General features: G+C 52.4%; 1 protein-coding gene (only partly in view). It reads right to left on the bottom strand.

Going from position 1 to position 22,601, the window contains the following annotated elements; genetic code table 11:
- Positions 1 to 58 precede the first annotated feature (58 nt).
- Positions 59 to 22,601: the final stretch of a non-ribosomal peptide synthase/polyketide synthase gene (locus OO184_RS00040; RefSeq protein ID WP_283256176.1), read on the bottom strand. 26,513 nt of this gene lie beyond the right edge of the window; only the last 22,543 of its 49,056 coding nucleotides appear in the window; the start codon falls outside the window, past its right edge; its stop codon occupies positions 59 to 61.

Raw genomic sequence — 22,601 nt, 5'->3', positions numbered from 1 at the left:
ATAGAAAAAATCCGGCATAAGTTATATATGCCGGATTATCATACGGATATAAGATCGTTTAGTCTCTTTGAACCTCCTCGTCACAACTGACTGCCAACGCCATATTTAAAGCTCGAACTAAAACGACTTTATCCTCATTATTTTCCAACAGACTAAAATGGTTACCCGAAATTGGAATTAACCGAAGCGAAGAATCAGGCAATACCTGCGCCCAACCTAACGACAGATCCCTATTTAAAGACTGTGGTTCAACATCCATAACTTTAGTTTCCATAACAACAGGGGCAGGTGGAGAAAGTTCCGTTGCATAGAATTGATGCAGCGTTATCGCCAATACTTGCGGCTCATAGTTTCTGACTATTTGTGCATAATTTTCTATCTGCTCCCAACGCCTTGCGATTAAATCAGCACGCGGATTTGCCGGATATAACGACAATTTCTGCGCCGTTTCGATAAGCTGCACCAAATTTAACTTATCAATTCGCTGGTACAATGCTGCAATTTCTTCAATATCTCCATCCTCTGCCTGCCTTGCCAACTCAATAAGAAATTGAAGTTTTGGCGGCGTTATCTGCTGCCTGTAATAATGAGGAGCAGGCGTGTCTATCAGACCGAGGAAATTAACCTCTTCACCGGAATACAGAAGTTGCTGGGCAATCGCATAAGCTAATATGCCGCCGGAAGAGTAACCGCATATCTGGTATGGACCTTCCGGTTGAACCACTTTCATAAAGTTGATCATTCTTGCTGCCTGCTCTTCCATCGTTGACATCGGTTCTCCACTAATGGACGGCCAAGGCAACGCATAAATCGGGTAGCCTGAATGAAGCTGCTGAGACAACCCGAACACATAGGAATAATCACTCATCCCGCTGGGCACAAAGAATAACGGTAGACCTGTTCCATCAGATCGCACCGATATTGCTCGGTTTTGCGGTCGAGATAGCTGATCTGATGTCATTTTTGTTGCCAGGTCAGACAGCACAGGGAATTGAAACAGATCATTCAATGTGCAAATAAGACCATGATTAGCTGCAAGGTTTATCATCCGCATAGCGAACAGTGAGTGACCACCCAAAGCGAAGAAATTGTCATGCCGACTGACCTGCTCAACGCCCAATAATTCACGCCAGATAGCCGCTAATATGGTTTCCTTTTCTCCTTTCGGCGTTTCATAAACCTGACGAACAAAAGCTTCATTGCCCGGGGCTGGTAGCGCGTGACGATCTAATTTACCGTTAGGAGTCAACGGAAAATCATCCAGACGCACAAAAGCCGACGGCACCATGTAATCCGGTAAAATGGCACTCAGGTAAGTACGCAAGCTATTAGCCAGTCCTTTATCTTCCTGTGCCACCACATAAGCGACCAAACGTTTGTCCTGTCCATCACCCAGTACCAACACAGTAGCCTCTTGTACCGTTGGGTGTTCTACCAATCGAGCCTCAATTTCACCCGGTTCAATACGGAAACCACGGATTTTAATTTGCTGATCGTTACGGCCAAGGAACTCCAAATTACCATCCGGCAGGTAACGGGCCAAATCCCCAGTTCGATACATGCGGGCATTAGGTGAATCACTAAATGGATCAACAAGGAAGCGTTCTGCCGTTAGCTCAGGACGATTGAGATAGCCACAGGCAACCCCATCTCCGCCGATATAAATCTCACCGGTTACTCCCTGCGGCACCGGCTGACCATCGGCATCTAGCAGATAAACCCGCGTGTTAGCTATCGGTCGACCAATAGGGATTTGGGCCATTTCCGGTGATAATGCCGTGATGCGGTAGGTAGTGGTAAAGGTAGTTCCCTCACTCGGCCCGTAACCATTCAATAACTGTTGAGGAGGGCTATCACGCAGAACTTGCGCCATCACATGCGGATCAAGTACATCGCCGCCGACAATCAGGATTTTGAGCTGCACAAGAGCTGGAGACAACTCTGTCGCCAACCGGTTAAACAACCCGACACTCAACCACATAACCGTGATTCGATAGGTCTGCAATGTCTGGACAAACTCCTGCGGCGTCAACACGGTAGCGTGATCAATCACCACCAATGCACCGCCATTGAGCAACGGCGCCCAAACTTCAAAGGTGCTGGCATCGAAAGCCGGGTTAGCCTCAAACGCCACTCGATCATCCGGCCCGATTTCAGCGTACCCGTTATTAATCACCAGCCGAACCACCGCCCGATGCGGCACCATTACCCCTTTTGGTGTGCCAGTTGAGCCGGAGGTGTACATGATATAAGCCAGATCAGCACTGGAGCGAGGTAAATCAGGATTGAGGCAACCTTCTTCCTCAATGTCGTCCACCTCATCGGCAAAGCAAAACAGGGGAATCGTTAGGTCAACCGGAATATCCGTAAGCAACAATTTGGCTTCACAATCGCTTATCAGCCAACGCTGCCGTTCGCCCGGCATACGGGGATCGATAGGCACATAAACAGCCCCGGTCTTGAGGATAGCCAATTGAGCCGCCACCAGTTCAACAGAACGCTCTAACAGCACAGCCACGCGATCGTCTGGCCGGATCCCCAGCCCGATTAACCGGCGAGCCAGCCGATTAGCGCGGGCATTTAATTCCGCATAGCTGAGAATATGTTCTCCATGCATCAACGCTATCGCATCAGGTTTTTTTTCTGCCTGTTGTTCAAACAGTCGGTGAATACAACACTGGTCAGGATACCGCGCCTGGGTTGCATTCCAGGTCTCCAACAACAGCTTTTTCTCCGCTGCCGGTAAGATATTCAGCGACCGTACCGGTGTCTCTGGCCGTTGTTCAAGCGCCTCTGCCAGGCTTTCCAGCGCCTGTTGCATATAACCACATATCCTCTCCGGATCAATCGGTTGAACGATTTGCGCCGTCAGTCCCAGTGCATTACCAAAATCTTCCACTGATAAGACAAACGGATAGTTAGTGCGCTCTCGACCGCCCAAGGATTCAATGCCGCTGATAATTTCATCCGCGATGACCGTCGGCGCATTATGCCGGTAGTTCAACAAGGCACTGAAGAGTGGAATTTCATTTTGCACCCCACTGCAACGTTGAGCCAGCGCCAGTGACGCATGTTCATGCTCCAGCAATCCGGCTAACCGGGTATGCGCTGCCCGTACACTGTCCTGCACCGGAATGTCATCCATATCCAGTCGTAACGGCAAGGTATTGATGAACAGTCCCATGCCGTTGTCAGCCCCTTCTCCTGCCTGCATCCGTCCAAATAGCACGGTGCCGAACACCGCTTTCGCCTGTCCGCTGGTACGTGACAATACCTGTGCCCAGGCCAGATGACATAACGCCGCCAAACTGACGCCCAAACGCCGGGCCTGATGACGTAAACGGTCATTCAACGTAGCGGGCAACATTCGGTGCGATTCCGCTACCTGTGAACCATCCCGATGTATTTCCGTCAACCCGAATGGCAACGTCGGTTGATCCACCTCTGCCAACATATCGGTGAAGAAGCGGGTATGTTCGGCCTGACTCATCCCCAACCGGGCCTGAGCCACCAAATTGCGGAAAGGAACCGGAATAGGCAAACTCTCCCCCTGTCCGGCAAGGTACGCCTGAACGTCTCGGCTCATCACCTCCATTGCGGTATGGTCGCCAATCAAATGATGCTGCAATTGCAGTACAATCCAGCGACCATCCGTTTCCTGTGCAATAACAAAACGTAACAGCGGCGCCTGGCTCAAATCAAGACGATGCTGACGCGGATCAAAACGCTGAATCAGTTGTTCATAAACCGGTCCATCTGCGGGATCCAACGTCAATTCAATCACTGATAACGGCGCTTGACGCCAGACTACCTGGGCCGGAACGGATAGTCCTTGCCAGACAAAAGCGGTACGCAGAATGTCATGGCGATCAACCACTTGTTGCACCGCCGCCAAATAACAATCTAGTAAAAATCGATCAGCAAAGGCCATAGGATAAGCCAATAGATACGGATCGCCTTTGTTCGCCAGTAAATGGTGGAACAGAATACCGTCCTGCAATGGAGACAAGGCATAGATATCCTGAATATTGGCAATACCACCCGGTACTTGTTTCACAATATGGTCAATCTCAGATTGGTCCAACTCAATCAACGGCAACATCTCTGGTGTGAGTGTTATGGTCACCGGGGTGATGACATTTGTCGGCACCGTCACCGCCCGAGCCTGCCCTACTGTTTGGGCGAATGCGGACAACACCGGGGATTGGAACAGATCACGTACCGCCAGCGTTAGTCCTGCATTACGCAGACGCTCAATCATCCGCACCGCTAACAATGAATGACCACCCAACGCAAAGAAGCTATCGTGCCGACTCACCTGTTCAATGCCTAACAACTCGCTCCAGATAGCGGCCAAGAGGATTTCTGCTTCTCCCTGCGGTGCTTCATAAATTTGCCGGGCAAAGGCTTCTTCCCCCGGTGCCGGTAATGCTCGACGGTCCAGTTTGCCGTTTGGCGTCAACGGGAAGGTATCCAGACGTACAAACGCTGCCGGTACCATATAATCCGGTAAAATGGCGCTCAGGTGAGTACGCAGATGGTTAGCCAATTCTTCATTCGCTTCTGCCGCCACATAAGCCGCCAATCGTTTGTCCTGCCCGTCACCCAGCACCAACACAACCGCTTCATTCACCGCCGGATGATCCATCAACCGGGCTTCGATTTCCCCCGGCTCAATACGGAAACCACGGATTTTAACCTGTTGGTCATTACGACCCAGGAACTCCAGATTGCCATCTGGCAGGTAACGGGCCAAATCCCCTGTGCGGTACATCCGTGCTCCCGGTTTACCGCTAAAGGGGTCCGCAAGAAAGCGTTCCGCCGTCAGTTCGGGACGATTGAGATAGCCACAGGCAACTCCATCCCCGCCGATATAAATCTCACCGGTTACTCCTTGCGGCACTGGCTGACCATAGGTATCCAACAGATAAGCCCGCGTATTGGCTATTGGCCGACCAATGGGGATACGAGTCACTTCTGGTAATACTTCTGCGATACGGTAGGTGGTGGTAAAGGTGGTGCCCTCACTCGGTCCATAGCCATTCAATAACTGTTGAGGCGGACTGTCACGCAGAACCTGTGCTATCACATGCGGATCCAGCACATCGCCGCCGACAATCAGGGTTTTGATTTGTGGCAGCGCCGGGGACAACTCTGCCGCCAGTCGGTTAAACAGCCCGACACTCAGCCACAGTATGGTAATGCGATAAGTCTGTAGTGCCTGAACAAACTCTTTAGGCGTCAGCAACGTGGCGTGATCAATCACTACCAGTGCGCCGCCATTAAGCAATGGCGCCCAGACTTCAAAAGTGCTGGCATCGAAAGCCGGGTTTGCCGCAAACGCCACCCGATCATCCGGCCCGATGTCGGCGTACCCGTTATTGATGACCAGTCGAACCACCGCACGATGCGGTACCATGACCCCTTTTGGCGTGCCGGTCGAGCCGGAGGTATACATAATATAGGCCAATTCGGTACTGGAACGAGGTAAGTCAAGATTGCGGTGATCGTCTTCCTCAATAGTGATCATCTCATCGACCAGACAAAACTGGGGGATAGCCAGATCAACCGGGATATCGGTGAGCAATAATTTGGCTGAACAGTCGTTTATCAGCCAGTTTTTCCGTTCGTCCGGCACATGGGGATCGATCGGCACATAAACGGCTCCGGCCTTGAGGATAGCTAACTGAGCCACTACCAGCTCAACAGAACGCTCTAACAGTACTGCAACCCGGTTATCCGGCTGGATACCCTGTTCGATTAACTGGCGGGCCAGTCGATTGGCACGAGCATTTAATTCGGCATAACTGAGAATGCGTTCTTTATACACCAGCGCTACTGCATAAGGGGTTTTCTCTGTCTGTTGTTCAAACAACCGGTAGATGCATGTCTGATCAGGATATGGCGTCTGGGTTCCATTCCAGGTTTCCAGTAACAGCTTGCGTTCCGCCACGGTCAGGATATCAATTTTCCCGACTGGCTGTTGAGGGTTAGCCGCCATCTCTCGCAGTACGGTATGGAGATAGCCCACCTGCCGCTCAATGGTCGGTTGATCAAATAGGGCGGTAGCATAATTCAGATAACCGACAATCCGGCCGTCCACCTCAGACAGGCTCAATTCAAGATCAAACTTAACCATATCAAAAGCTTGCCCGACGGGTGAAATGGTCAGTCCGGGTAACATCCAGTCTTTATTTTCATTGCTCTGCCAGGCAAACATCACCTGGAACAATGGGGTATGCGCCAGTCGGCGCGGCGGTTGCACAATTTCCACCACCTGTTCAAACGGTAGGTCCTGATGTTCCTGTGCCGCCAGCGCGGTTTGCCGCACACGCGCCAACAATTCCGCCACATTCGGCGCACCGGATAAATCCATACGTAATGCCAGTGTATTCACAAAGAAGCCAATCAGAGATTCCACTTCTTGCCGACTGCGGCCCGCGCTTGGGGTACCGATAATCAGATCCTCTTGACTTGACAGGCGCGACAGAACCGTCGCCCACGCGGCCAACAGGGTCATAAATAACGTGACACCCTGCTGTTCACTCAGGCGTTTGAGGGATTGGGTTAACTCCGCATCCAGACTGACGGGTAAGATATTCCCGGCAAACGACTGCTGAGTTGGGCGTGGCCGGTCAGTGGGCAAATCTAACAATACCGGTGCGTCAGCCAACCTCGTGCGCCAATAATCAGATTGGGACTGTATGCGTTCAGCCGATAGCCACTGGCTCTGCCAAGCGGCGTAATCAGGATACTGAATTGTCAACGGTGATAACGGATCTGACTGCCCCGCCTGAAAAGCGGTATAAAGAGTATTCAATTCACGTATCAACACGCTGACAGACCAACCATCGAAAATAATATGATGCAGGGTCAGCAAGAAAACGTGTTCATCATTAGCCAGTTGTACCAGACTGGAACGAATTAAGGGGCCACGGGTAAGATCAAACGGCACATTGGCTTCCTGAGCAGAGAGAGACGCAAGCTGCGCATCCACATCAAGCGCCTTACGCAGATCATATTTTTTCATCGGCAGGCCTAATGCCGCTGGCAGCAACTCCACCTGCGGCTGGCCGTCAACAACAACGAAGACAGAACGTAACGCTTCATGGCGGGCAAACAGTGTATCAAGCGCCTGTTGCCAGGCAGTGATATTCAGCCGACCACGTAAACGCAGGGCTAACGGAATATGATAGGTCTCACTCACCCCGTCAAACTGCGTCAGGAACCACAGGCGTTGTTGAGCAAATGACAACGGTAATTGATCCTTACGGGATAGTGGAACGATGGCGGGCAATACCTCGCCAGATTCATTAAACCGGGCATGCATCGCCTCAGCAAAGGCTATCAAAGACGGGAATGTAAACAGTGTAGACAGCGGTAATTCAATTCCCAACGCCGCTATCCGGTTCATCATCCGCACTGCCAACAGCGAATGACCACCCAGAGCGAAAAAGTTGTCATATCGGCTAATTCGCTCAACACCGAGTAATTCACACCAAATAGCGGCTAATGTGGTTTCCATTTCCCCTGACGGCGCGGCGTAAATCTGCCGGGCAAAAGCCTCTTCCCCCGGTACCGGTAATGCCCGACGGTCCAGCTTACCGTTCGGGGTCAGCGGGAAGGCATTCAGGCGTACAAAAGCGGCTGGCACCATATAATCCGGTAAAATGGCGCTCAAGTGTATACGCAGATGGTTAACCAGCGTCTCATCCTCTTCTGCCACGACATAAGCTACCAGCCGTTTGTCCTGCTCATCACCCAGCACCAATACCACAGCCTCTTGCACAGTTGGGTGTTCCATCAATCGGGCTTCGATTTCCCCCGGCTCAATACGGAAACCGCGGATTTTCACCTGTTGGTCATTGCGACCCAAGAATTCCAGATTGCCATCTGGCATGTAACGCGCCAAATCCCCGGTCCGATACATCCGCGCATCCGGCATCTCACTAAACGGGTCAGCTAAGAAGCGTTCAGCGGTCAGTTCAGGACGATTAAGGTAACCACGCGCCACACCTGCACCACCAACATACAACTCACCCACTGCCCCCAAAGGCACTGGCTGGCCGTAGGTATCCAGCAAATAAATCTGGGTGTTCGCGGTCGGATGGCCGATAGGCACTAACGTATCCGTGTAGTCTGGCGGACAACGCCAAGTCGTCGCACACACCGTGATTTCTGTCGGTCCATAGGCATTAAACACCGTTGCCCGACGACTCAGTGCTTGAAGCAGCATTGCGCTGGGCGCCTCACCACCGAGTATCAGAGTCGGTCTTATCGTCATTTCCGGTAAATCGGTCTTTTCCCGGAGCAAAGCCGGGGTCAGACAGGCATGGGTCACTGCCTGTTGCTCCAGATAATGCCAGAGACGAAGCGGGTCCTGACGGATGATATCGGTAGCTATAATCAAACTGGCCCCACTTCCCAATGCCATCATGATTTCCCAAACACTGGCATCAAAACTCAATGAGGCAAACTGCAACAACCGGCTACCCGAATGAATGCCAAATTGGACGATTTTATCCTGAATAAGATTAACCAGCCCACGATGCTCAACCATCACGCCTTTTGGTGCGCCAGTGGAACCGGAGGTGTAAATTACATACGCCAGATGCTGTGCAGTCAGTGCCGTCACTTGCGGGTTACTGTCCGGCTTATCAAGCAGCATATTCGGATCAAGTACCGTCAGCCCTACCAAAGCGCTCTCACTCAGAACGACACATCCAACATTATCTGCCAGCAAAATAGCCGGGGCTGCATCGGTCAAAATATATTCCAAACGTTCCACCGGATAAGACGGGTCCAATGGAACATAGGCGCCGCCCGCTTTCAACACCGCCAGTAAGCCCACAACCATCGTCAATGAACGTGTAACACAAATCGCTACTCGCTGGTCTGGCGCAATGCCCAGCGCAATCAGTTGGTGGGCCAGTCGGTTAGCTCGGGAATTCAGTTCCGCATAACTGTATGTCTGTTCTTCATACACCAGTGCCGTAGCGTCAGGATTTTTCTCCACTTGTTGTTCAAATAACTGATGGATACATAACTGCTCAGGGTAGACAGTTTCAGTCGCATTCCAGGTTTTTAATAACAATGTGCGTTCAGTTTCAGGCAAAATTTCCAACGTCCGCACTGGCGTTTCCGGCGCCTGTTCAAGTGCTTCCACCAAACTTTCCAACGCCTGTTGCATATAGCCGCATATCCGTTCCGGATCAAACGGTCGCACCATCTGGGCGGTCAATCCCAAAGCGTGACCAAAATCCTCCACCGACAGCACAAACGGATAGTTGGTACGTTCCTGCCCGCTAAAGGATTCTATACCGCTGATGGTTTCATCTACGATGATTGGCTGCGCACTATGCCGGTAGTTCAGCAAAGCACTAAACAGGGGCGTTTCCCCTGGCACTCCGCTGCAACGTTGAGCCAGCGCCAGTGAAGCATGTTCATGCGCCAACAGTGCGGCTAACCGGGTATGTGCTAATCGTACACTGTCCTGTACCGGGGTATCATCCATATCCAGTCGTAACGGCAAAGTATTGACAAACAGTCCCATGCCGCTGTCAGCGCCTTCCCCAGCCTGCATCCGTCCAAACAGTACAGTGCCAAACACCACTTTCGCCTGTCCGCTGGTACGCGATAAGACCTGTGCCCAAGCTAGATGACACAATGCCGCCAAACTGACGCCCAGACGTCGGGCTTGACTACGCAAGCGGTTATTCAGTATGGCGGGCAACATCCGGTACAATTCCGTCACCTGCGAACCATCTCGATGTACTTCTGTCAATCCGAATGGCAATGTCGGTTGATCCACCTCTGCCAACATATCAGTAAAGAAGCGGGTATGCTCGGCTTGGCTCACGCCCAACCGGACTTGAGCCACCAAGTTGCGGAAAGGAACGGGTGCCGACAGGCTCTCTTCCTGCCCGGTGAGGTACGCCTGAACTTCGCGGTTCATCACTTCCAGCGTCGTGTGGTCGCCAATCAGATGATGCTGCAATTGCAGTACAATCCAGCAACCATCCGTTTCTTGTGCCACCATAAAGCGCAGTAAGGGGGCTTGGCTCAAGTCGAGACGATGATGACGCGGGCCAAAACGTTGAATGAGTTGTTCATAAACCGGTCCATCAGCGGAATCCAATGTCAATTCAGTCACTGATAACGGCGCTTGACGCCAGACCACCTGAATCGGCGTTGATAATCCTTGCCAGATAAAAGCAGTACGCAAGATGTCATGGCGGTTAATCACCTGTTGCACTGCCGCCAAATAGCTGTCCAACAGAGATCGGTCAGCGAAGGCTGTCTGACTAACCAATAGGTACGGATCGCCTTTATTCGCCAGCAGATGATGGAACAGAATACCGTCTTGTAACGGCGACAGGGCATAAATATCCTGAATATTAGCCATTCCACCCGGCACTTGTGCAACGATATGGTCAATCTCAGACTGAATGAGATCAATCAATGGCAACATCTCAGGGGTGAGTATCGTGGTTGCTGGGGTGATGACATTTGCCGGCACCACCACCGCTTGTGACTGTCCTACTGTTTGGGCAAATGCGGACAACACTGGGGACTGGAATAAATCACGCACCGCCAGCGTTAACCCCGCATTACGCAGACGTTCAATCATCCGCATTGCCAGCAACGAATGGCCGCCCAGAGCAAAGAAGCTGTCGTGCCGACTGATTTGTTCAATACCTAGCAACTCGCCCCAGATAACAGCCAATAGGGTTTCCACCTCGCCTTGCGGCGCTGCATAAACCTGACGAGCAAAGGCATTCTCTCCCGGTACCGGCAGCGCCCGACGGTCCAGCTTACCGTTCGGGGTCAACGGGAAGGTATCCAGACGCACAAAAGCGGCCGGCACCATATAATCCGGTAAAATCCCACTCAGATGAGTACGCAGGTGGTTAACCAACGCCTCATCCGCTTCTGCCACCACATAAGCCGCCAAGCGTTTGTCCTGACCATCATCCAGCGCCAGCACGACCGCTTCTCTCACCGCCGGGTGTTCCAGCAATCGGGCTTCGATTTCTCCCGGCTCAATACGGAAACCACGAATTTTCACCTGCTGGTCATTGCGACCTAGAAACTCCAGATTGCCGTCTGGCAGGTAGCGGGCCAAATCCCCAGTGCGGTACATCCGGCCATCCTGTTCACTACTGAACGGATCAGATAGAAAACGCTCCACGGTCAGTTCAGGACGATTGAGATAACCCCGTGCCACACCCCCTCCGCCAACATATAATTCACCCACGGCGCCTAACGGTACTGGCTGACCATATTTATCCAGCAGATAGAGGGTTAAGTCCGAGATCCGCGTGCCAATAGGACTTGTGGTCTGTTCCACATCATGGCGATTCAGTGCCCGGTAAGTGACGTGAACGGTGGTTTCCGTGATACCGTACATATTCACCAACTGAGGCAATGTCTCTTCACGCAGGGCATACCACGGCTTCAAAATACTCGGATCGAGCGCTTCCCCGCCAAAGATGACATAGCGCAAACAGTCAGGCAATGGATTGGCGATATAACTGGCAATCAAGGCTTTGAAGGCGCTGGGAGTCTGATTCAATACGGTGATACCGTGCTGACACACGAATTGATGCAGCTCCTGGGGTGAACGAGCAATCGCGTGCGGAACCAACACCAATTTAGCGCCGTAGCGTAAGGCTCCCCATAATTCCCATACCGAGAAGTCAAACGCAATGGAATGGAACAGGCACCAAATATCTTGCCGGTTGAAGTGATACCAGGATTCAGTGGCGTCGAACAAACGCAGGATATGACGATGCTCCACCATCACCCCTTTCGGCGTGCCGGTCGAACCCGAGGTGTAAATCACATACGCCAGATGCTGTTCCGTCAATGCCGGCACTTGTGGGTTACTGTCCGGCTGATCAGGCGGACTGTTCGGGTCAAGTACCGTCAGCCCTGCCAGCGTGTCCTCTCCCAGCGCATCCCGCCCGATGTTATCCGCCAGTACAATAGCGGGAGCAGCATCGGTCAGGATATGTGCCAGACGCTCACCGGTATAGACCGGATCTAACGGCACGTAGGCCCCCCCGGCTTTCAGCACTGCTAATACTCCCACCACCATTGCCGGTGAACGTGACACGCAAACCGCCACTCGTTGGTCCGGCTCGACTCCCAACGCTATCAGTTGATGCGCCAGCCGGTTAGCGCGGGCATTAAGCTCGGCATAGTTTAGGATGCATTCTTCATATATCAGCGCTATCGCATCAGGAGTTTTCTCCACGTGTTGCTCAAACAGCCGGTGAATGCATGATTGGTCAGGATGCGGCGCCTGAGTTGCATTCCAGGTTTCCAGTAATAGCTTGCGTTCCGCCACGGTCAGAATATCGATTTTGCCGACCGGTTGTTGAGGATTAGCCATCATTTCCCGCAATACGGTATGGAGATAGCCCACCTGCCGCTCAATGGTCGCTTGATCAAACAGAGCGGTGGCATAATTCAGATAACCGACAATACGGCCCTCCACCTCAAACAAATTCAGCTCAAGATCGAACTTAACCATATCAAAAGCTTGCTCGACCGGTGAAACTGCCAGTCCCGGCAGCCGCCATTCCGTATTCTCATTGTTTTGCCAGGCAAACATCACCTGGAACAACGGCGTATGCGCCAGTCGGCGTGGCGGTTGCATTATTTCCACTACCTGTTCAAACGGTAGATCCTGATGTTCCTGTGCCTCCAGCGCGGTTTGTCGTACGCGCGCCAGCAATTCCGTCACATTGGGTGAACCGGATAAGTCCATACGCAACGCCAGCGTATTCACAAAGAAGCCAATTAGGGATTCCACTTCTTGCCGACTGCGGCCGGCACTCGGTGTACCGATAACCAGATCTTCCTGACCTGACAGACGCGATAGAACCGTTGCCCAAGCAGCTAACAGGGTCATAAATAACGTGACGCCCTGTTGCTCACTCAGGCGTTTAAGGGATTGGGTTAACTCCGCATCGAAACTGACGGGCAACATATTTCCAGCAAATGATTGCTGAGGCGGACGTGGCCGGTCAGTCGGCAAATCCAGTAAAACTGGCGCATCAGCCAGCTTAGTGCGCCAGTAGTCAGATTGAGACTGTATCTGTTCTGCCGACAGCCATTGACGCTGCCAGGCGGCGTAATCAGGATATTGAATCGTCAATGGTGGCAATGGATTTGGCTGTTGGTTCAAGTAAGCCGAATAAAGCGCCTCCAGTTCTGATTTCAGTATTCCTAAAGACCAACCATCGGAAACAATATGATGCTGGGTCAGCAAGAAAACATGATCATCGTCAGCCAGTTGTACCAGACTGGAACGAATTAATGGGCCGCGGGCAAGGTCAAACGGCGCATTGGCTTCTTGAGCGGAGAGAGACGCAAGCTGCGCATCCACATCAAGCGTGTCATGCAGATCATATTTTCTTATCGGCAGGCCCGATTCCGCCGGCAACAACTCCACCTGCGGCTGGCCGTCAACAGCAACAAAAACAGAGCGCAACGCTTCGTGACGGGCAAACAGCATATCAAGCGCCTGCTGCCAGGCAGCGATATTCAGCCGACCACGCAAACGCAGGGCCAGCGGAATATGATAAGTATCACTCACCCCCTCAAACTGCGCGAGGAACCACAGGCGTTGTTGCGCAAATGACAGCGGCAATTGGCCCTCACGGGATAGCGGAACAATAACGGGCAATATCCTGCCCGGTTCTCCAAACTGAGTACGCATCGCTTCAGCAAAGGCCATCAAAGACGGGAATGTAAACAACGTGGACAGCGGTAATTCAATCCCTAATGCTGCTATCCGGTTCATCATCCGCACTGCCAGCAACGAATGGCCGCCCAAAGCGAAAAAGTTGTCATACCGGCTAATCCGCTCAACGCCCAGTAATTCACGCCAGATAGCCGCCAATGTGGTTTCCATCTCCCCTGATGGTGCGGTGTAAATTTGCCGGGCAAAATCCTCTTCCCCCGGTGCCGGTAGTGCCCGGCGATCCAGTTTGCCGTTCGGCGTCAACGGGAAATCATCCAGACGCACAAAAGCCGAAGGCACCATATAATCCGGTAAAACCATACTTAAATAAGTACGCAGACGGTTAACCAACGCTTCATCCGCTTCTGCCACCACATAAGCCACCAGCCGTTTGTCCTGTCCGTCGCCCAACACCAGCACAACCGTTTCATTCACCGCCTGATGTTCCATCAACCGGGCTTCGATTTCCCCCGGTTCAATACGGAAACCACGGATTTTCACCTGCTGGTCATTACGGCCCAAGAATTCCAGATTACCGTCCGGCAGGTAACGGGCTAAATCTCCGGTACGGTACATCCGGGCATCCGGCTCATCACTAAACAGATCCGGCAGGAAACGTTCTGCGGTCAGTTCAGGACGATTAAGATAGCCACAGGCAACCCCATCTCCGCCGATATAAATTTCCCCTTCTGCCCCCAACGGTACTGGTTGACCATTGCGATCCAGTAGATAGACCCGCGTATTGGCTATCGGTCTGCCAATGGGGATCTTCGTCATCCTCGCAGGCAACGCAGTGATACGATATGTCGCGGTAAAGGTGGTACCCTCACTTGGTCCATAGCCATTCAATAACTGTTGCGGCGGGTTATTACGCAGAACTTGCGCCATCACATGCGGATCAAGTACATCGCCGCCGACAATCAGGATTTTGAGTTGTGGGAGAACCGGGGACAACTCTGTCGCCAGCCGGTTAAACAGCCCGACACTCATCCACATAACCGTGATTCGATAGGTCTGCAATGCCTGGACAAATTCTTTAGGCGTCAGCAATGTGGCGTGATCAATCACTACCAGCGCGCCGCCATTGAGCAACGGCGACCAGACTTCGAAGGTGCTGGCATCGAAAGCCGGGTTAGCTTCAAACGCCACCCGATCATCCGGTCCAATGTCGGCGTACCCGTTATTGATGACCAGTCGAACCACAGCCCGATGCGGCACCATCACCCCTTTAGGCGTACCGGTTGAGCCGGAGGTATACATGATATAGGCCAGTTCAGTACTGGAGCGAGATAAGTCAGGGTTGTGGTAATACTCCTCACTGATAGCGGCCAGTTCAACCGGGATATCTGTAAACAACAATTTAGCTGCACAGTCGTTTATCAGCCAATGCTTCCGCTCGTCCGGCACTCGGGGATCGATAGGCACATAAACGGCCCCGGCCTTGAGGATAGCCAACTGAGCCGCCACCAGTTCAACAGAACGTTCTAACTGCACAGCGACACGGTCATCCGGCTGGACCCCCTGCCCAATTAACCAGTGGGCCAGTTGGTTAGCGCGAGCATTTAATTCGGCATAGTTGAGAACGTGTTCTCCATACACCAGCGCTATCGCATCAGGCGTCTTTTCTGCCTGTTGTTCAAACAGCCGGTGAATACAACACTGGTCAGGATACCGCGCCTGGGTTGCATTCCAAGTCTCTAGCAACAGCTTCTTCTCTGCCGCTGGCAAGATATTCAGCGACCATACCGGTGTCTCTGGCCGTTGTTCAAGTGCCTCTGCCAGACTTTCCAGCGCCTGTTGCATATAACCGCATATCCGCTCCGGATCAATTGGTTGAACGATTTGCGCCGTCAGTCCCAGTGCATTACCAAAATCTTCCACTGATAAGACAAACGGATAGTTAGTGCGCTCTTGGCCGCCCAAGAATTCAATGCCGCTGATAATTTCATCCGCGATGACCGTCGGCGCATTATGCCGGTAGTTCAACAAGGCACTGAAGAGTGGTATTTCATTTTGTACCCCACTGCAACGTTGAGCTAATGCTAGTGAAGCGTGCTCATGTTCCAGTAATCCCGCCAGCCGGGTATGCGCTGCCCGTACACTGTCCTGCACCGGGGTGTCATCCATATCCAGTCGTAACGGCAAGGTATTGATGAACAGTCCCATGCCGTTGTCAGCCCCTTCTCCTGCCTGCATCCGTCCAAATAGCACGGTGCCGAACACCGCTTTCGCCTGTCCGCTGGTACGTGACAATACCTGAGCCCAAGCCAGATGACATAACGCCGCCAAACTGACGCCCAAACGCCGGGCCTGATGACGTAAACGGTCATTCAACGTAGCGGGCAACATTCGGTGCGATTCTGTTACCTGTGAACCATCCCGATGTACTTCCATCAACCCAAATGGCAGCGTTGGTTGATCCACTTCTGCCAGCATATCGGTGAAGAAACGGGTATGTTCGGCCTGACTCATCCCCAACCGGGCCTGAGCCACCAAATTGCGGAAAGGAACCGGGATAGGCAAGCTTTCCCCCTGTCCGGCAAGGTACGCCTGAACGTCTCGGCTCATCACCTCCATTGCAGTATGGTCGCCAATCAAATGATGCTGCAATTGCAGTGCAATCCAGCGACCATCCGTTTCCTGTGCAATAACAAAACGTAACAGCGGCGCCTGGCTCAAATCAAGACGATGCTGACGCGGATCAAAACGTTGAATCAGTTGTTCATAAACCGGTCCATCTGCGGGATCCAACGTCAATTCAGTCACTGATAACGGCGCTTGACGCCAGACTACCTGGGCCGGAACGGATAGTCCTTGCCAGACAAAAGCGGTACGCAGAATGTCATGGCGATCAACCACCTGTTGCACCGCCGCCAAATAACAATCCAGCAACGAACGATCAGCAAAACTCATAGGATAAGCCAGCAGATATGGATCGCCTTTGTTCGCCAGTAAATGGTGGAACAGAATACCGTCCTGCAATGGAGACAAGGCATAGATATCCTGAATATTGGCAATACCACCCGGCACTTGTTCCACAATATGGTCAATCTCAGATTGGTCCAACTCAATCAACGGCAACATCTCAGGTGTTAGTGCTATGGTCGCCGGGGTGATGACATTCGCCGGCGCCACCACTGCCCGAGCCTGCCCTACTGTTTGGGCAAACGCGGACAACACCGGGGATTGGAACAAATCACGTACCGCCAGCGTTAGTCCTGCATTACGCAGACGCTCAATCATCCGCACCGCTAACAATGAATGACCACCCAACGCAAAGAAGCTATCATGCCGGCTCACCTGTTCAATGCCCAGCAACTCGCTCCAGATAGCGGCCAATAGAATTTCTGCTTCTCCTTGCGGCGCGGCATAAACCTGACGGGCAAAGGCTTCTTCCCCCGGTGCCGGTAACGCCCGACGGTCCAGCTTGCCGTTTGGCGTCAACGGGAAGATATCCAGACGTACAAACGCTGCCGGTACCATATAATCCGGTAAAATGGCGCTCAGGTGAGTACGCAGGCAGTTAATCAATTCTCTATTCGCTTCTGCCGCCACATAAGCTACCAACCGTTTGTCCTGCCCATCATCCATCGCCAACACAACCGCTTCATTCACCGCCGGATGATCCATCAACCGGGCTTCGATTTCCCCCGGCTCAATACGGAAACCACGGATTTTCACCTGTTGGTCATTACGACCCAGGAACTCCAGATTGCCATCTGGCAGATAACGGGCCAAATCCCCGGTGCGGTACATCCGAGCTCCCGGTTTATCGCTAAAGGGGTCCGCAAGAAAGCGTTCCGCCGTCAGTTCGGGACGATTGAGATAGCCACAGGCAACTCCATCCCCGCCGATATAAATCTCACCGGTTACTCCTTGCGGCACTGGCTGACCATAGGTATCCAACAGATAAACCCGCGTATTGGCTATCGGCCGACCAATGGGGATACGAGTCACTTCTGGTAATACTTCTGCGATACGGTAGGTGGTGGTAAAGGTGGTGCCCTCACTCGGTCCATAGCCATTCAATAACTGTTGAGGCGGACTGTCACGCAGAACCTGTGCTATCACATGCGGATCCAGCACATCGCCGCCGACAATCAGGGTTTTGATTTGTGGCAGCGCCGGGGACAACTCTATCGCCAGCCGGTTAAACAGCCCGACACTCAGCCACAGTATGGTAATGCGATAAGTCTGTAATGCCTGAACAAACTCTTTAGGCGTCAGCAACGTGGCGTGATCAATCACTACCAGAGCGCCGCCATTAAACAATGGCGCCCAGACTTCAAAGGTGCTGGCATCGAAAGCCGGGTTGGCCGTAAATGCCACCCGATCATCCGGTCCGATGTCGGCGTACCCATTATTAATCACCAGCCGAACCACCGCACGGTGTGGCACCATGACCCCTTTTGGCGTGCCGGTCGAACCGGAAGTGTACATAATATAAGCCAGCTCGGTACTGGACCGAGGCAAGTCAAGATTAAAGTAATCCTCCTCCCTGATAGCACCCATCTCACCAGCAAGGCAATATAAAGGAATCGTCAGATCAACCGGGATATCGGTGAGCAATAATTTGGCTGAACAGTCGTTTATCAACCAGTTTTTCCGTTCATCTGGCACTCGGGGATCGATCGGCACATAAACAGCACCGGCTTTGAGAATAGCCAACTGAGCCACAACCAGCTCAATGGAGCGCTCTAACAACACTGCAATCCGATCATCCGACCGTATCCCCTGCTCGATTAACTGGCGGGCCAACCAATTGGCACGAGCATTTAATTCCGCATAACTGAGAATATGTTTTTTATACACCAGTGCTACCGCATCAGGAGTTTTCTCTGCCTGTTGCTCAAACAGTCGATGAATGCATAACCGGTCAGGATACGGCGTCTGAGTTGCATTCCAGGTTTCCAATAACAACTTGCGCTCCGCCACGGTCAGGATATCGATTTTCCCGACTGGCTGTTGAGGGTTAGCTGCCATCTCTCTCAGCACGGTATAAAGATAGCCCACCTGCCGCTCAATGGTCGCTTGATCAAACAGGGCGGTGGCATAATTCAGATAGCCGACAATCTGGCCGTCCACCTCAGACAAGCTCAATTCAAGATCAAATTTAGCCATATCAAAAGTTTGTCCGACAGGTGAAACAGTCAATCCGGGTAACGTCCAGTCCTTACCTTCATTGCTCTGCCAGGCAAACATCACCTGGAACAGTGGGGTGTGTGCCAAGTGGCGTGGCGGTTGCACAATTTCCACTACCTGCTCAAATGGTAGGTCCTGATGTTCCTGTGCCGCCAGCGCGGTTTGCCGTACACGCGCCAGTAATTCCGCCACACTCGGCGCACCGGATAAATCCATACGTAATGCCAGAGTATTGACAAAGAAGCCGATTAAAGATTCTACTTCCTGCCGACTGCGGCCCGCGCTTGGCGTCCCGATAACCAGATCTTCCTGACCTGACAGACGCGATAGAACCGTTGCCCAAGCCGTCAACAGGGTCATAAATAGCGTGACGCCTTGTTGTTCACTCAAGCGCTTGAGGGATTGGGTTAACTCCGCACCTAGGCTGATGGGCAATAAGCCCCCGGTAAATGACTGCTGAGGCGGACGCGGCCGGTCAGTGGGTAAATCCAACAATACCGGTGCGTCAGCCAACTTCGTGCGCCAATAATCAGATTGGGACTGTATACGTTCAGCCGATAACCATTGGCGCTGCCAGGCAGCATAATCAGGATACTGAATGGTCAATGGTGGTAACGGATCTGACTGCCCGGTCAGAAACGCGGTGTAAAGAGTGCTCAATTCACGCATTAACACGCTGACAGACCAACCATCGAAAATAATGTGATGCAGAGTCAGCAAGAAGACGTGATCATCGTCAGCCAGTTGTATCAGACTGGAACGAATTAAGGGGCCACAGGCAAGATCAAACGGCGCATTGGCTTCCTGAGCAGAGAGAGACGCAAGCTGAACATCCACATCAGGCACGTCATGCAGATCATATTTTCTCATCGGCAAGCCAGATGCCGCCGGCAACAACTCTACCTGCGGCTGGCCGTCAACGACAATAAAGACAGAACGCAACGCTTCGTGACGGGCAAATAGCGTATCAAGCACCTGTTGCCAGGCAGCGATATCCAGCCGGCCATGTAAACGTAAGGCCAACGGAATATGATAGGTCTCACTCACCCCGTCAAACTGCGTCAGGAACCACAGGCGTTGTTGCGCAAATGACAATGGCAATTGGCCTTCACGGGATAGTGGAACAATAGCGAGCAATATCCTGTCCGATTCATCAAACTGGGCACTTATCGCTTCAGCAAAGGTCATCAAAGACGGGAATGTAAACAGCGTGGACAATGGCAATTCAATGCCTAAAGCCGCTATCCGGTTTATCATTCGTACCGCCAACAACGAATGGCCGCCCAGTGTAAAAAAGTTGTCATACCGGCTAATCCGCTCAACACCCAGTAATTCACGCCAGATAGCGGCTAATAGGGTTTCCATCTCTCCTAATGGCGCTGCGTAAATCTGCCGGGCGAAATCTTCTTCCCCCGGCATTGGTAATGCCCGGCGATCCAGTTTACCGTTTGGCGTCAACGGAAAGGCATCCATACAGACAAAAGCGGCTGGCACCATATAATCCGGTAAAATCGTACTTAAGTGAGTACGCAGACCATTAACCAATTCTTCATCCGCTTCTGCCACCACATAAGCCACCAGCCGTTTGCCCTGACCGTCGTCCAATGCCAGCACAGCCGCTTCAATCACCGTCGGGTATTCCATCAACCGGGCTTCGATTTCCCCCGGCTCAATACGGAAACCACGGATTTTCACCTGTTGGTCATTGCGGCCCAGGAATTCCAGATTACCATCTGGCAGGTAACGGGCTAAATCCCCGGTGCGATACAGGCAGGCATCGGGCTTATCACTAAACGGATCTGGCAGGAAACGTTCTGCGGTCAGTTCAGGACGATTAAGGTAACCACAAGCAACTCCATCTCCGCCGATATAAATCTCACCGGTTGCTCCCTGCGGCACCGGCTGACCATTGGCATCCAACAGATAAACTCGTGTATTGGCTATCGGTCGACCAATGGGGATCTTCGTCATCCCCGCGGATAACGCAGTGATACGGTATGTCGCGGTAAAGGTGGTTCCTTCGCTCGGTCCATAGCCATTCAATAACTGTTGCGGCGGGTTATCACGCAGAACTTGTCTAATCACATGTGGGTCCAATACATCGCCGCCGACAATCAGAATTTTGAGCTGCGGGAGAGCCGGGGACAACTCTGTCGCCAGCTGGTTAAATAGCCCGACACTTAGCCATAGCACGGTAATGCGATAAGTCTGTAATGCTTGAACAAATTCTTTAGGCATCAGCAATGTGGAATGTTCAATCACTACCAGAGTGCCGCCATTGAGTAATGGCGACCAGACTTCAAAGGTGCTGGCATCGAAAGCCGGGTTAGCTTCAAACGCCACCCGATCATCCGGTCCGATGTCGGCGTACCCGTTATTAATCACCAACCGAACCACGGCACGATGCGGTACCATCACCCCTTTGGGCGTACCCGTTGAGCCGGAGGTATACATAATATAGGCCAGCTCAGTACTGGAGCGGGGTAAGTCAGGATTGCAGTAATCTTCCTGCCTGATAGCGGCCAATTCAACCGGGATACCCGTAAGCAACAATTTGGCTGCACAGTCGTTTATCAGCCAATGCTGCCGGTCGTCCGGCACACGGGGATCGATCGGCACATAAACGGCCCCGGCCTTGAGGATAGCCAATTGAGCCACCACCAGTTCAACAGAACGCTCTAACCGCACAGCGACCCGGTTATCCGGCTGAATCCCTTGCCTAATTAACCAGTGAGACAATTGGTTGGCGCGAGCATTCAATTCAGCATAGTTGAGAATGTGTTCTCCATACATCAGCGCTATCGCGTCAGGCGTCTTTTCTGCCTGTTGTTCAAACAGCCGGTGAATACAACACTGGTCAGGATATGGCGCTTGGGTTGCATTCCAGATCTCCAATAGCAGCTTCTTCTCTGCCGCTGGCAAGATATTCAATGCCCGTACCGGTGTCTCCGGCCGTTGCTCAAGCGCCGCTGCCAGACTTTCCAGCGCCTGTTGCATATAACCACATATTCGCTCTGGATCAATCGGTTGAACGATTTGCGCCGTCAGCCCCAGTGCGTGACCAAGATCCTCCACCGACAAGACAAACGGATAATTGGTGCGCTCTTGTCCGCTAAGGAATTCAATACCACTGATAGTTCCATCCGTGGTAACCGGCTGCGTACTATGCCGGTAGTTCAGTAACGCGCTAAACAGGGGAGCTTCCCCCGGTACTCCGCTGCAACGTTGAGCCAGCGCCAATGAAGCATGTTCATGCGTCAGCAATCCGGCTAATCGGGTATGGGCTAATCGCACACTGTCTTGCACCGAGGTATCATCCATATCTAATCGCAACGGCAAGGTATTAATAAATAGGCCCATGCCATTGTCAGCTCCTTCTCTGGCCTGCATCCGCCCAAACAGCACGGTGCCGAACACCACTTTCTCCTGTCCGCTGGTACGTGACAACACCTGTGCCCAGGCTAGATGACACAACGCTGCCAAACTGACGCCCAGACGCCGGGCCTGACTGCGCAGACGATCATTTAACGTAGCGGGTAACATCTGGTGCGATTCCATTACCTGTGAACCATCCCGATGTACCTCCGTTAACCCGAAAGGCAGCGTCGGTTGATCCACCTCAGCCAACATGTCAGTAAAGAAGCGGGTATGTTCGGCCTGACTTACCCCCAACCGGACCTGAGCCACCAGATTGCGGAAAGGAACC

The sequence above is a fragment of the Photorhabdus aballayi genome, from assembly GCF_026153155.1.
GTDB lineage: Bacteria > Pseudomonadota > Gammaproteobacteria > Enterobacterales > Enterobacteriaceae > Photorhabdus > Photorhabdus luminescens.
This window is presented reverse-complemented; position numbering and strand designations above follow the sequence as displayed.